The following is a 13,019-nucleotide window of genomic DNA, read 5'->3' as shown; positions in this document are numbered from 1 at the left end:
CTACTATTAACGTAAAGGAACTCCAAACCACGTTATTTTCGTAAACATCCCTTTTCGAGCCGATTTACTTTTACTCATATAATCATTTACGAATTTTTCCTGTTCTTCTATCTGCTTTAAAATATCGATTATTGATTTTTTTAATGATTTTACATACGCCAGATTATTATCATCAAACTTACCAATCTTATAAATTCGGTTTTGACAATCCAGTATTTTCTGCTTTGGAGCCAGAATCATTTCTTTGATCGCTTCATCAGGTAAAACCGGTTTAAATTTATTATTTCTATACATAATAAAATCGTTAAACTGTGCTACCGCCTGATTATATTCATCACTGATGTCCTTCATTTTTGCCATTGCATCGTTATTTTGCACAGCATCCACTTCACTCTTTTTAAAGTGAATCATTTCCTGAATCAATTTGTTTTTGACACCGTTATTCTGAATTCGGATCAAAGCAGTTCTTGCCTTATCAACTTCTGACATTCGGTCATATTCTTCAATTTGACCTGCAAAATCAAACTTTGGCTTGGTCTTATTTATCTCAGTTTTTCCATCGATAAATTCCTGATTGGTGACGGTATAATTTAAAAACTGCCATAAATAATCGAACGGCATATGTGTTGCAATAAATTGACTTGGAGCCACCTTATAATTGAGATTATTTAGTCTTTTAAAGAATTTCATATTCTGAACATAACCTGCACCCCAAGTTGGATCAAACAGCCACCAAGTATTATTAATTTTTGCGGCGCACCAAGCATGTGACAGTACGTCTACTTTACCATTTTGCTTAGTATATCCACCAACAATATAGGATTTGATGTTCACCTTTTGAGCAATATCATTAAAAACTTCAGCATAATGAATGCAGACACCTTTCTTTGTTAGTAATGTATTTTTAATTTTATCTGGAGAAACTTCAGAGAAGTCGATGGATGCAATGTTCTCAATATCATAGCTGATATTTGATGCAGTCCAATAAAACACAGCACGGATTTTATCATTTTCCGATTTAAAGTTTTCATTAATATATTTGGCAATTCCATCTGTTGAAGTACTTAAATCCGACGGAATTTTGTCCATTTTTGCATCAATCAAAACATAAGGATTCTTCGTTTGACCAAAACTCATACTCGTAAATAGTAAAAACAAAAATATACGCTTCATAATCATTCATTTTTAAGCATAAAAAAACACAAACCTTTAGAATATTTCTTAAAAAGATTTGTGTTTTGAGCCTTTATATTTTTTACAGATTTGCTTGAATACTACTCGCTAATGTTTCAAACTCTTCTTTTGTTAAACTTACTTTGTGTCTGAAAGTCATTTCGCCCATTTCATTCAACGGAATCAAATGAACGTGTGCATGAGGCACTTCGAGACCTATTACAGCCACTCCTACTCGTAAACAAGGAACTGTTTTCTCTAGTGCAATCGCTACTTTTTTGGAAAAAGCCATCAAACCTAGATATAAATCATCTTCCATATCAAAAAACTTATCCACTTCTTTCTTTGGAATACAAAGCGTATGCCCTTTAGCATTTGGGTTTATATCCAAAAAAGCTAAGAAATTTTCATCCTCAGCCACTTTGTAGCAAGGAATTTCTCCGTCAATTATTTTTTTGAAAATGGTACTCATTATTTATTTGTTTAATCGTTAAAGCGTTTAACCGATTAAACAAATTAACGGTTAAACAGTTAAAAAAACTATTCTCTTGAAATTTCAAGGATTTCAAATTTCAAAACACCATTAGGCACAGTAATTTCGGCAACTTCGCCTACTTTTTTGCCCAACAAACCTTTTCCGATAGGAGAAGTAACTGATATTTTACCGGTTTTTAAATCGGCTTCGCTCTCGGCTACCAATGTGTATTTCATTTCCATTCCGTTGGTCTGGTTCTTGATTTTCACATTTGACAAAACCAATACTTTTGACAAATCCAAGTTAGACTCATCAATTAATCTTGCATTGGCATGAATTTCTTCCAGTTTTGCAATTCTCATTTCAAGCATTCCCTGTGCCTCTTTGGCTGCATCATATTCTGCATTTTCTGATAAGTCTCCTTTATCTCTTGCTTCTGCTATATCCTGCGATGCTTTTGGACGCATCACGCTTTTCAAATAATCTAACTCTTCTCTTAATTTTTTTAATCCGTCCGCTGTGTAATACGATATTGCGCTCATAATTTCCTCATTTATATAAAATAGAAAAAATCCCATCAGGACGGGATTTCTTTTCACAAAGATAGTGTATTTTTATTTTTAGTTTACAATAATATGTTAATCATAATAATTTCAAAGTTAAATAAATTAAATTTGTTTAACTAATTCCTCGGACTTAATTTTAAATAATGAAAAAATACATTCTACTGCTTATCATATCGCTATTTTTCCTGGGATGCAGCGACAATGAAAACTCTAATAAAAATCCTTATATTCCAAATTACACTTTTTCAGTAGATCTTAACCTGAATTTGCCGCTGTATGCAAACCTTAAAAGTCCTGGTAATGGTATTTATTATTCAGATGCAGGTGTAAAAGGCATATTCGTTTTTAATACTGGCACAGGATACAATGCTTTTGATGCTGCCTGTCCTAATCAGGAAATAAGCAGCTGTTCTACTATGACCCTCAAAGGAATCAATGCGCTTTGTGCGTGTGACAGTAAAGAATATAATCTATTTACAGGTCAAGGAACTACAGCCGTAACCTATCCTATGAAGCAATACCTTGTCCAGGTAGTAAGTGAAACCCTTGTCCGGGTGTATAATTAATACTACTAGGGCGTGCCACCATACAATAAAGGGAGCAAATCATCGCACTGGTGATCCGCTCCCTTTATTGTATACTGTCGGGCTATACGCGCTGCTTCGGCAGCCAGCTTCTATCCCTCACCCATGACCCACAGCATTCTTCTAATTTTAAAAAATCCTGAAGATTATTAAATTTTCCTGTTTAAAACTTCAAAGTTAATCCTGCCAAGAAATTAGCTCTAGCCTGCGGAAAATAATAAACATAACCTCCTCCATAATCAACTCCGTTAGAAACATAATCAACATTAAATATATTATTAGCCAAAACATTAATTCCTATCGATTTGAAAACTGAATTCATTTTTATTTCATAAGAAGCATTTAAATCATTTACAAAATAATCTTTCAATTTACCGCTTTTATCATCAATATTATTAAGGTATTGTTCACTTACAAATTTAGACAGCCAGCTTATTCTTAAGGCAGTTATTGGCGCAAAAGTCAAAATATTTCCTGCAATAAAATCAGGAGAATAAGCAATATTAGTATTCCCTAAATCAACTAAACTTCCTGTGGCATCAGAAACAAAATCAACATTTTTATTACTGCTTAGTGTAAAGTTTGGTGAAATAGACCACTTCTGTCCAAATTTAATAACCGCATCAACTTCCAATCCTAATCTATAACTATCGCCGCTATTCTTGCGTATTGGCGAACCAACATCATCCAGTTCTCCTGTCAAAACCAGCTGATCTTTATATTTCATATAATATACATTAGAATTAATCTGAATCGTTTTTGATTTCAATCTCCAGCCCAGTTCATAATCATTTAGTTTTTCAGGCCTTACACCAGTACCTCCTTCATAATCCGTTCTGTTAGGTTCACGATTTGCTGTGGCATATGAAAAATATAATGCGTTTTTTTCATTAACATTAAATGTAAATCCAGCTTTTGGGTTAAAGAAATTAAAATTATCATCAACCAAACCCGTTTCTGCTGCATTAGCTTTATATCGTACATTGCGGTATTGCAGATCTCCGTAAATACTTAAATTCTCTAACAATTGATAATTGGCTTTTGCAAAAACATTTCCATCACTTTTGGTGGCAAAATCATCGTAATAATGATCTCCCAGTTCGCTTTTCGAAGCATATCTAGACCAGATTACTTTTCCAAAATGATCTCCTTCGTATTTATTCCATCCGCCCCCTAGAATTACATCTAGTTTATCTGCTTTATAATTTACCGAAAAAGTAGTTCCATAAAAATCATTATCCAGCCATTTTTGACGAATTAAATCAGTACCTGGGACTAAATCTCCATCACTATTTTCAACCATTTTAGTAGGCTCAATTGCTCCATATCCTTCTACTGGTTCATTATATTTATAATTCTCATAATAACCTGTTCCTTTAGTGTAATGAAAAGCTAAATTTGTGCTCCAGTTATCAGATACTTTTTCGTTCCAATGCAATTGATAATGATCTTGCTGGTAGTTATCAGTTTCGTTATCATAGTAACGAGTTTTTCCAAATTCATCAATAAATTCTCCAGCAGAGTTGTAAGTTCTATCATCTGCCAATTTATCGGCATCAATGCCGTTCCATGACTGATACGTTTTTTCGGTACCGCCAAAGGTCAAGGCTTTTATCAAAGTAGTTTTCCCTACATAAGTTCCCTGCAGAAAATACGATTTTAAATCACTGCTTGCCCTATCTATATAACCATCCGATTTTAAAGCCGATAAACGTCCCGCAATTTCAAAATGATCATTCATCAGACCAGTGCTGAATTTTACTGTATGTTTATGTGTATTAAAAGTTCCGAAGGAATTCGAAATTTCTCCTGTACTTTTCTGGGAATAACTATCTGTCAGCATATTCAGACTCGCTCCAAAAGCACCAGCACCGTTTGTAGAAGTTCCTACACCGCGTTGCAGCTGTAAACTCTGTACCGAAGAAGCAAAATCAGGCATATTTACCCAATAAGTTCCATGACTTTCTGAATCATTATAAGGAATTCCGTTAATCGTTACATTGACACGAGTCGCATCACTGCCGCGAACACGAATTCCTGTATAACCTAGACCATTACCAGCATCTGAAGTCGTTACCACAGAAGGCAGGTAATTCATTAACACCGGAATATCCTGACCCAGATTTCGCGCTGCCAATTCTTCTTTACTCATATTAGAAAAACTTACTGGTGTTTTTGTAGTAACTCTCAGCGCCGAAACCAGCACTTCATCTAATTGATTGACCTTTGTTGTATCTTTTTGGGCTTGCTGCGCACTAGATAAAGCAGAAACCAGAAGAAACGAACAAGATATTAAAAAAAAAATTTTCTTTGTTTTTTCAGCTTTTGACCTTTGATTCTTTTTAAAAAATAGATTTTTCATCCGTAAATGATTTACGAATAAAAGGGGTAATTATTCTTTTGTTTAAATTAATAAATGGCTGTTCTACGGCAAATAGATAGTGTAAACGCTATTTTTTTGTCGTTTTTTCCCTTGGCAGCATTACCTGCCCAGGTTCTTTGGGTATGATCTCAGCTCGTTATTTAGAGCACCCCTTTGAGACAATGCAAAAGTAATATTAAAAATTGCAAAAATCAATAACAATTTCAAAAATCAAATTCCAATAAAAACATTAGTCTAAATTGGGTTTTCTGCGTGACTGCTTAATTTCAGAAATATTCTTTTTGTCTTTAATTCTTTTTCTTATTGCAGCTTTTGGAATTTTGGTGGGCTTGCGTTCTCTCGGGACATACAATCCTTTCTTTAAAATATCCAAAAATCGTTTGGTAACTATTTCTTTATTTTTGAGCTGGCTTCGGTCTTCATCACAATTCAGAATCAAAATCAAATCTGAAGTTAATCTGTGCTTTAAATTGGTTTCCAAAACTAATTTTTCCTCTTCGGATAATGCCATTGAATTGCGCAGATCAAAAGTCAGCACAACCTTGGACGAAACTTTATTAACATTTTGTCCTCCAGCACCGCTGCTTCTAACCGCTCTATATTTCAGTTCTGAAAGAATGGCTTGAATTTCCATTTCCTATAATGGCTGATGAGCCTGTTTTAATAGATCATTAACTGTTTTTACGGGATTAAAAGTAAACAGAGGAACTTCAACAAAAACAGTAAGCCAATTGGCCATTGCACCATTCCACAGTCCAGGAAGTTCATAGGATTTTAAATCAATCCCAGCATGATTTTTATATACAATAAAACCACTTTCTGGATCTATAAACTGTCGTAAATCGAACTTTTGATTTTGATAATTCTTTAATCCGCAAACCAAATCTACGGGATTAAAATGAGTAGCATTTCCGAGTAGTTTCGATTGTTCACTATTTTTTAAATCAATTTGCGAAGTTTCAACGATCTGCAATGTTAGCCTGCCATCAACTCCTCTTACCCAAAAAGGCCCCCCGCCAGGTTCTCCCTCATTTTTGACCATCCCGCAAACACGAATAGGTTTATCCAATATTTCTTTTAATTTACTGACTTGGTTTTTAAGTTTGAATTTATAAAAATCTTCATTCACCTCAATACTTAATTGTTCTTTGAGAAAAATCAAAATCTCATCTATTTTTTCACAATTTATTTCAAGTTCATCTAATTCCTTTAAATATAAGAAAATTTGATTTTGAAGTTCTAATAAAATCCCAGCCAACCCTCTTTTATAGAAGGAAATCTTATGAACATTATTTTGAATTACATTATCTATATTCTTAACAAAAACAATATCAGAATCAATTCCATTTAGATTTTCAATTAAAGCTCCGTGCCCGCCAGGCCGAAAAACTAACATTCCCCTCTCATCACGAAATGGTTTATTCTTTAAATCTACAGCAATAGTGTCAGTTCCCTTTTTTTGAAACGAATAACTGACTTCAATACTTGAATTTGATTTTATTTCAATTTTATTTTTTACTTCTTTTATAATATCTTCAAACTGATCTTGATGATTCTCAGAAACCGTTAAATGCAAACTTGATTCATTATTAGCTGTAGCATAAAAAGCACATTCATGTAAATGTTCTTCAATCGGAGTGGCAATTGATGCAGGGTACTTATGAAAAGGAAGAACTCCCTTAGGCTTGTTAGCAAAATCAAAATATTGAGCCGACAAAAGTGTCTTTATAAAATAATAATTTTTATAGTCACGAGCTAACGTATTAAAATTAGGATATATTTCCTGTAATTTTTTATCTACTGCTGCAAAAAAAGGAAACTTATCCATCCCAACGATAAAAAGAGACAATTCAGTATCTTTTTTTCTATTGATGTAAGCATTAATAGTTTCATTTCCTAAATCGAAATCATTCAAAAAAGTATTTAGAAATTTAAACATTCTTGTGGCTGCACCAGATGCAGGAACAAATTTTTGCAATTTTAGGTTTGATTTATTGGCATCAAAAAAATTGACTTTTTGTTCAAAATCAGTATCCGATAATTTTAGAATCCCATTATTTATAGTTGCAGGATTTACCAAAATAATTTTCTGAATTCCTTCATTGAAAATACGAAGCTGTCTTTTTACATTTTCCAGCGGAATGCCGTGGTGATGAATTTGTAAAAAATCAGTAGAGGTAAATCCCATCTGCAAAGCCATCGTTAAATCCTCTACAATACTGATAGCTTTTTTTAAGCGGGTTTCTTTATCTCCAGAAATAGTAATAAAAGGTTTTTTATTATCAATCAAAGATTGTTTAAAGACTTCAAAAACGCTTTCCCTTCCTTCTGGACTGTCTCTCAAACCATCGTCTTCCCAAGGCACATCAATATCCGTCAAAAAAAACAAATCGTATTGATGCGTACGGGCAGCCTTATCCAATAACGAATCACAAAAATTATAATACAGTTCAGAAAAGACTTTTGTTACTAACAAATTAGTATCACAAAAAAGATATTTATTCGCAATTAATGCACTCTCATTTTCCAGTTTTGTCTGTCCATAAGCAATAGGCAGCATATCGTCAATATCACAAATGCCACGGCCGCTATCTAATTTCTCCTGTAGATAGCCACGAGCAAATTCGGGAACCCAAACTGTTTGATAATACTCTGCAAGCTGTGTAGCCAAAGTAGTTTTACCTGTAGATTCCGGCCCAAAAACGGCAATTTTTATTATTGGTGAAGCTCCAGATTTTGTGAGCTGTTTAAGATTTTCTTCCATTCTAAATAACCGTAAACGGCAATAATTGTAAATATTATATATTGAAAGCTTGTAAAGGTATATCCTTTTGCCAAATAAAGCGGTATAGAAAGTAAATCTCCTACAATCCAAAAAATCCAGTTTTGGATTTTTCTTTTGGCCATCAGCCACATTCCAACAAAAAATATCGCTGTCAATATGGTGTCCAAATAGGAATACCAGCTGGCAAATTTATTAAAATAAAGATACACAATGACCACAAAAACAACAGTTAATACAAAAATAATCACAGCCATTATCCTCTCTTTACCGTTCATCGTTGAAATTGGAAATTCATCGATATTATCCTTTTTCCTAGTCCAATGATACCATCCATAAATGCTCATTATAAAATAATACACATTAATCATAGAATCTCCCAGAAGACTCCATTGCCAAAGTAAATATGCATAAATTGATGTACTTATCAGCCCTGTTGGAAAAACCCAAATATGATCCTTCTTGGCGCACCAAACACTCCACAGCCCAAAAAAAACTGCAGTAAGTTCTAAGTAAACTTCGTGAATTGGATATTCATTGTACTGTGCGAACAAGTAGTCAAACATATATTTTATTTTTTATCCATATTAAAAAAATCGGCATCATTTTCAAACGCTGTTCCTATAACAACTAGGTCAGCTCCGGCTTTGTAGGCATTTTGAATTCCCTGCAATTCTATAATCCCGCCGCCAACAATAAGCGGAATTTCAATATTTTGTGCGATTTTCTGAATCATTTCCAAAGGAACAGCTTGTTTGGCCCCGCTCCCTGCTTCTAAATAAATTAATTTATTGCCCAACATTTCTCCTGCTTGAGCGGTAGCGAGAGCGAAATCGAGATTGGTTCTGTCCAGCGGTTTAGTTTTACTAATACGTTCTACAGCAGTTTCTCCCCCGCTTTCTATAAGCATATATCCTGTTGAAATTATTTCGAGTTTTGTTTTCTTTAAAATTGGCGCAGCTTCTACTTGATGATCAATCAAATAATCTGAGTTTCGCCCTGAAATTAAAGACAAAAACAAGATAGCGTCTGCGTGATTTGAAATTTGAGATGGATTTCCAGGAAAAAGAACAATAGGCAAGTTTATTTTTTGCTTTAACGTAATAATCAGATCGTCCAGAATATTATTTTCAACATGGCTTCCGCCAATAAAAATATGGGTTGCTGGCGACTGATTGATTTTTTCGATTAAATATCCCAAATCATCCCAATGAATTTTATCAGGATCTAAAAGTATTGCGAGCAATTTTCGCTTTTCAAGCTTGGATTGAAGAATTTGGGTATAAATTGATGTCATAAATTATTTCAGAAAGATCTCAAAGGTAACGCAAAGATGCACAAAAATATTTTCTTCCAGAAATTCAGTATTTCTGACTGATAACTATTTTTCAAAAGCGTAAACCAAAGTGAAGTTTTCTATTTCCAGATAATTTACCTGAAACTTTATCTCTAAATCATCAAAAAGAAGACAAGCTTGCGTTTGTTTTTGGGATAAAGCAAATGGTTTTACCCGAATATGATCTTTGAAACTGATGCCTTTTTCGTTCCTAATTTTAAAGATCGCTTCTTTGGCGCCCCAGATTACGGTAAGTTTTTTTATGTATTGCTCTAAAGGTTCTCCTTTTAAATAATCGAATTCATAATCAATGAATTTATCGGCAATGCGGATAATTTTTTCACGCTGCAGTTCCATATCAATTCCAACCGTTTCTTCACTTATGATTATCGAAGCAAAATTGTGAGAATGTGTAATTGAAATGTAACGATGGTCATCTAAATACGGTTTCCCAAATTCATCATAATGCAGATCATAATCTGAAATTCCTATTTCTTGAATCAGCATACGCACACTTAAGAAAGCACGTTGATGCATTTCGGATTTCATTCCGTTTAGCCTAAGCTGTGTTTTTTCTTTTAAAACTACTTTGTCCACTAATTCATCAAAGGATTCAGTAACTTTCCAAATCAGGATTTGTGTTGTAGGATTGACGTTTATAGTTTTGAATAAAGGCATTCTTTTTTTAATATTATAAATGGTGAATTATAAATTATCATTTTTGAAACAAAACTTATTATTGACTATCTGGTGTTTTTAGCCCTGATGCTTGAATTGTTTTCACAATTCCCTTTTATGGTATCGTTTTTTCTAATGAGACCACAAAAGATATAGTGGACAGCAGGATTAGCTTCAAATAAAATTATTTCCTTAAAATTCAAAAGATTACGAAATTAAACAAATCATAAATATTCCCGAACGCTTTTTAAATCATAAGTTATTATGTAAATTTGCAAAAATTTTACAATTATACAAATATACTATAAATGAGTACAACGACTACGCCATATGTGGCTTTCAAAGTAAAAGACATTTCTCTAGCGGCTTGGGGAAGAAAAGAAATTGAATTGGCTGAAGCTGAAATGCCAGGTTTAATGGCGCTTCGTGCTGAATATAAAGATGAGCAGCCACTTGCTGGTGCGCGTATCGCTGGATGTCTGCACATGACTATCCAAACTGCAGTTTTGATCGAAACTTTAATCGCTCTTGGTGCTGAAGTTACTTGGTCTTCATGTAACATTTTCTCTACTCAGGATCAGGCTGCTGCTGCTATTGCTGCTGCTGGAATTTCAGTTTATGCTTGGAAAGGTCTTGACGAAGAATCTTTTGACTGGTGTATCGAGCAGACTTTATTCTTTGGTGAAGACAGAAAACCATTGAACATGATCCTTGATGATGGTGGAGATTTAACTAACATGGTTATCGATCGTTTCCCAGAATTGGTTCCTGGAATTAAAGGATTGTCTGAAGAAACTACTACTGGTGTTCACAGACTTTACGAAAGAGTAAAAGCTGGAACTCTTCCAATGCCTGCAATCAACATTAATGACTCTGTTACTAAATCTAAATTTGATAACAAATACGGATGTAAAGAATCTGCAGTTGATGCTGTTCGTCGTGCAACTGACTTAATGTTAGCTGGAAAAAGAGTAATCGTTTGTGGATACGGTGATGTTGGAAAAGGAACTGCTGCTTCTTTTAGAGGTGCTGGTTCTATCGTAACTGTTACTGAAATCGATCCAATTTGTGCTTTACAAGCTGCAATGGACGGTTATGAAGTTAAAAAATTAGATACCGTAATTGCTAATGCTGATATCATCATTACAACTACTGGAAATAAAGATATCGTTCTTGGCCGTCATTTCGAACAAATGAAAGACAAAACTGTTGTTTGTAACATCGGGCACTTTGATAACGAAATTGACATGGCCTGGTTGAACAAAACTCACGGTGCTTCAAAAATCGAAATCAAACCACAAGTTGACAAATATACTATCAACGGAAATGACATTATCATTTTGGCTGAAGGCCGTTTGGTAAACCTTGGCTGTGCAACAGGTCACCCAAGTTTTGTAATGAGTAACTCATTTACAAACCAGACTTTGGCTCAAATCGAATTATGGAAAAACAGTGCTGCATACAAAAATGAAGTGTACATGTTACCAAAACATTTGGATGAGAAAGTTGCTGCTTTGCACTTGGCTAAATTAGGAGTTGAATTGGAAGTTTTACGTGACGATCAAGCTGCTTATATCGGCGTTGAAGTTCAAGGTCCTTTCAAACCAGAATATTATAGATACTAGAAGATTTTAGATTGCTGATTGGCGATTTATGATTTAAGATATAGAACCCTTACAGTGATGTGAGGGTTTTTTTATTAAATAAAAAAGCAGGTAGCGTATTTAGAGTTGAAAATTTATATTTTAGCAGTCTAAAATTTTTAAAAAACCTCTACCTCTATTTTAATAAGTATGAAAAAAATCGCATTGTTATTATTCATGCTGTCATTAGGTTCGTGTGCTACTATTTTTAATAAAAAAGATCACATGTTATCGATAGCAACAAATGCATCAAATGCTACTTTAAAAATTAATGACAGTGTCTATAACTTACCTGCTCAAATACGTGTTAAAAGATCTAAAAAAGATTTACCAATTGAATTAATTTCGGATAGCCTGAATAAAAAGTATACTCTTAAACCATATATAAATGCTAAGTTTTTATACGGAAATTTGCTATTCATTGATTTTTTTGCCCTTGGTTACATAACTGATTTCACAAATCAGAAGAGATTCTCATATCAAGATAGTATTTTTTTAGATATTCATGATTCTATTAGCATTATTAAAACAGACAGAGCAAAGCGTTTTGAAAATTTCAAACATTATTTAACTAAAGAGTATACAACTAAAAAAGGTCAAATTAACTTCATAACAGGGATTCCCTATGTAAATAATTTTTATGCGGAACCGGTGGGTGAATCTGCAGTAAACAGCACTGGCTTTTTTGGATTTTCTGCTGGTGTTGAATATTTCTACACTAACAAAAACTATTTTTCAGCTAATTTTAGAGCAGCTTTTGATTATGAACTGCCAATTCCTGTGCCGTTTCCGGATATAAGTTTTGGTGAATTAAGATCTGTTAGTTTTAATTTAACACACAATCATAAGTTCAAAAGATTTTCAGTTGGCTATGGTGTAAATTATACTAAAAATCGCTGGAGTAAAGATATTGAAAATGATGAAAACTATGAAGATTATGAAACTACTACCAAAACTAATAAGGCACTAGGCGCCACAATAAATAGTTATTATCAAATTAGTCCAGTATTTTATTTAGGATTAAATTATAATCAAAGCCTTCTGAATCTAAATGATTCTTCTAACTCACAATTTGAACATGTAATTTCATTGGATTTTGTATTTAAATTTTCACTTAACAAAAATGAACTTTAAATCTGCCTGAAATAAATTTTAACAGACAGTGCTTTTAAAATATATTTTAAAAAATTAAAAATTTCTATCCATAAAAAGCTGAACAACTATCCTAAACATAAATAATTCAATGCAGTCAAGCGATGTGTTTTTTGTCACATTATTTCATGAAATACTGTAATTTCTCAATGTTAAATAACCGTCAACCGGTTCTACAATAAGTTAATCTCCCCATTTTTTTAACAGGAAACATTTCTCTAAAAATAATTGTCCGTTTCCAAATAAC

The 13,019-nt window shown here is 33.4% G+C and carries 12 protein-coding genes; 3 read left to right on the top strand and 9 right to left on the bottom strand.

Features of this window, described 5'->3' with window-relative positions:
- Positions 1-6: 6 nt before the first annotated feature.
- The 3 genes from C8P67_RS05595 to greA all read right to left on the bottom strand — a co-directional run bounded on the left by C8P67_RS05595 (position 7) and on the right by greA (position 2,190).
- Positions 7-1,173, bottom strand: coding sequence for a transglutaminase domain-containing protein (locus C8P67_RS05595; RefSeq protein WP_170141416.1), 1,167 nt, complete (start codon positions 1,171-1,173; stop codon positions 7-9).
- A gap of 82 nt (positions 1,174-1,255) precedes the next feature.
- Positions 1,256-1,645 (bottom strand): HIT family protein, encoded by a 390-nt coding sequence (locus C8P67_RS05590; protein WP_115811239.1) that lies wholly within the window; start codon positions 1,643-1,645, stop codon positions 1,256-1,258.
- 68 nt (positions 1,646-1,713) lie between these two features.
- Positions 1,714-2,190: a transcription elongation factor GreA gene (gene greA, locus C8P67_RS05585; RefSeq protein ID WP_115811934.1), complete on the bottom strand. Its 477-nt coding sequence runs from the start codon at positions 2,188-2,190 to the stop codon at positions 1,714-1,716.
- 167 nt (positions 2,191-2,357) lie between these two features.
- On the opposite strand from greA, the gene C8P67_RS05580 reads away from it, so the two are divergent.
- Entirely contained in the window at positions 2,358-2,780 is a 423-nt protein-coding gene (locus C8P67_RS05580; protein ID WP_115811238.1) for a hypothetical protein, read from the top strand.
- A gap of 181 nt (positions 2,781-2,961) precedes the next feature.
- Here the strand turns inward: C8P67_RS05580 and C8P67_RS05575 are convergent, their stop codons facing one another.
- The 6 genes from C8P67_RS05575 to C8P67_RS05550 form a co-directional block, all read right to left on the bottom strand.
- Positions 2,962-5,160, bottom strand: a complete 2,199-nt coding sequence (locus tag C8P67_RS05575) for a TonB-dependent receptor (protein ID WP_115811236.1) — start codon at positions 5,158-5,160, stop codon at positions 2,962-2,964.
- 250 nt (positions 5,161-5,410) lie between these two features.
- A complete protein-coding gene (arfB, locus tag C8P67_RS05570; protein ID WP_115811234.1) occupies positions 5,411-5,815 on the bottom strand; it encodes an alternative ribosome rescue aminoacyl-tRNA hydrolase ArfB in 405 nt (134 codons plus the stop codon).
- Between the two features lie 3 nt (positions 5,816-5,818).
- A complete protein-coding gene (locus C8P67_RS05565; protein WP_115811232.1) occupies positions 5,819-7,945 on the bottom strand; it encodes a DUF4301 family protein in 2,127 nt (708 codons plus the stop codon).
- On the bottom strand, positions 7,897-8,529 hold the full coding sequence (gene pnuC / locus C8P67_RS05560) for a nicotinamide riboside transporter PnuC (protein ID WP_115811230.1): 633 nt from the start codon (positions 8,527-8,529) through the stop codon (positions 7,897-7,899). Before pnuC ends, C8P67_RS05565 begins: the two co-directional genes overlap by 49 nt.
- A gap of 5 nt (positions 8,530-8,534) precedes the next feature.
- Positions 8,535-9,260, bottom strand: coding sequence for a geranylgeranylglyceryl/heptaprenylglyceryl phosphate synthase (locus C8P67_RS05555; RefSeq protein ID WP_115811228.1), 726 nt, complete (start codon positions 9,258-9,260; stop codon positions 8,535-8,537).
- An 84-nt stretch (positions 9,261-9,344) separates the two neighbouring features.
- A complete protein-coding gene (locus C8P67_RS05550; RefSeq protein WP_115811226.1) occupies positions 9,345-9,977 on the bottom strand; it encodes a 4'-phosphopantetheinyl transferase family protein in 633 nt (210 codons plus the stop codon).
- Between the two features lie 308 nt (positions 9,978-10,285).
- Between C8P67_RS05550 and ahcY the strand changes: the two genes are divergently transcribed.
- Positions 10,286-11,602 carry an adenosylhomocysteinase gene (gene ahcY / locus C8P67_RS05545; RefSeq protein WP_115811224.1) on the top strand — a complete coding sequence of 439 codons (1,317 nt, stop codon included), beginning with the start codon at positions 10,286-10,288 and terminating at the stop codon, positions 11,600-11,602.
- A gap of 168 nt (positions 11,603-11,770) precedes the next feature.
- Positions 11,771-12,754, top strand: coding sequence for a hypothetical protein (locus C8P67_RS05540; RefSeq protein WP_115811222.1), 984 nt, complete (start codon positions 11,771-11,773; stop codon positions 12,752-12,754).
- Positions 12,755-13,019: the final 265 nt, after the last annotated feature.

This window comes from Flavobacterium aquicola, from assembly GCF_003385115.1.
GTDB lineage: Bacteria > Bacteroidota > Bacteroidia > Flavobacteriales > Flavobacteriaceae > Flavobacterium > Flavobacterium aquicola.
Note: the sequence above shows the minus strand (reverse complement) of the source record. Positions and strands in the feature narration are given on the sequence as shown.

Bases quoted from the DNA above. Each gene is read 5' to 3' on its own strand.
- arfB (WP_115811234.1), bottom strand. From the start codon at position 5,815: ATGGAAATTCAAGCCATTCTTTCAGAACTGAAATATAGAGCGGTTAGA.
- C8P67_RS05540 (WP_115811222.1), top strand. From the start codon at position 11,771: ATGAAAAAAATCGCATTGTTATTATTCATGCTGTCATTAGGTTCGTGT.
- C8P67_RS05555 (WP_115811228.1), bottom strand. From the start codon at position 9,260: ATGACATCAATTTATACCCAAATTCTTCAATCCAAGCTTGAAAAGCGA.
- C8P67_RS05565 (WP_115811232.1), bottom strand. From the start codon at position 7,945: ATGGAAGAAAATCTTAAACAGCTCACAAAATCTGGAGCTTCACCAATA.
- ahcY (WP_115811224.1), top strand. From the start codon at position 10,286: ATGAGTACAACGACTACGCCATATGTGGCTTTCAAAGTAAAAGACATT.
- C8P67_RS05580 (WP_115811238.1), top strand. From the start codon at position 2,358: ATGAAAAAATACATTCTACTGCTTATCATATCGCTATTTTTCCTGGGA.
- pnuC (WP_115811230.1), bottom strand. From the start codon at position 8,529: ATGTTTGACTACTTGTTCGCACAGTACAATGAATATCCAATTCACGAA.
- C8P67_RS05595 (WP_170141416.1), bottom strand. From the start codon at position 1,173: ATGAAGCGTATATTTTTGTTTTTACTATTTACGAGTATGAGTTTTGGT.
- C8P67_RS05590 (WP_115811239.1), bottom strand. From the start codon at position 1,645: ATGAGTACCATTTTCAAAAAAATAATTGACGGAGAAATTCCTTGCTAC.
- C8P67_RS05575 (WP_115811236.1), bottom strand. From the start codon at position 5,160: ATGAAAAATCTATTTTTTAAAAAGAATCAAAGGTCAAAAGCTGAAAAA.
- C8P67_RS05550 (WP_115811226.1), bottom strand. From the start codon at position 9,977: ATGCCTTTATTCAAAACTATAAACGTCAATCCTACAACACAAATCCTG.
- greA (WP_115811934.1), bottom strand. From the start codon at position 2,190: ATGAGCGCAATATCGTATTACACAGCGGACGGATTAAAAAAATTAAGA.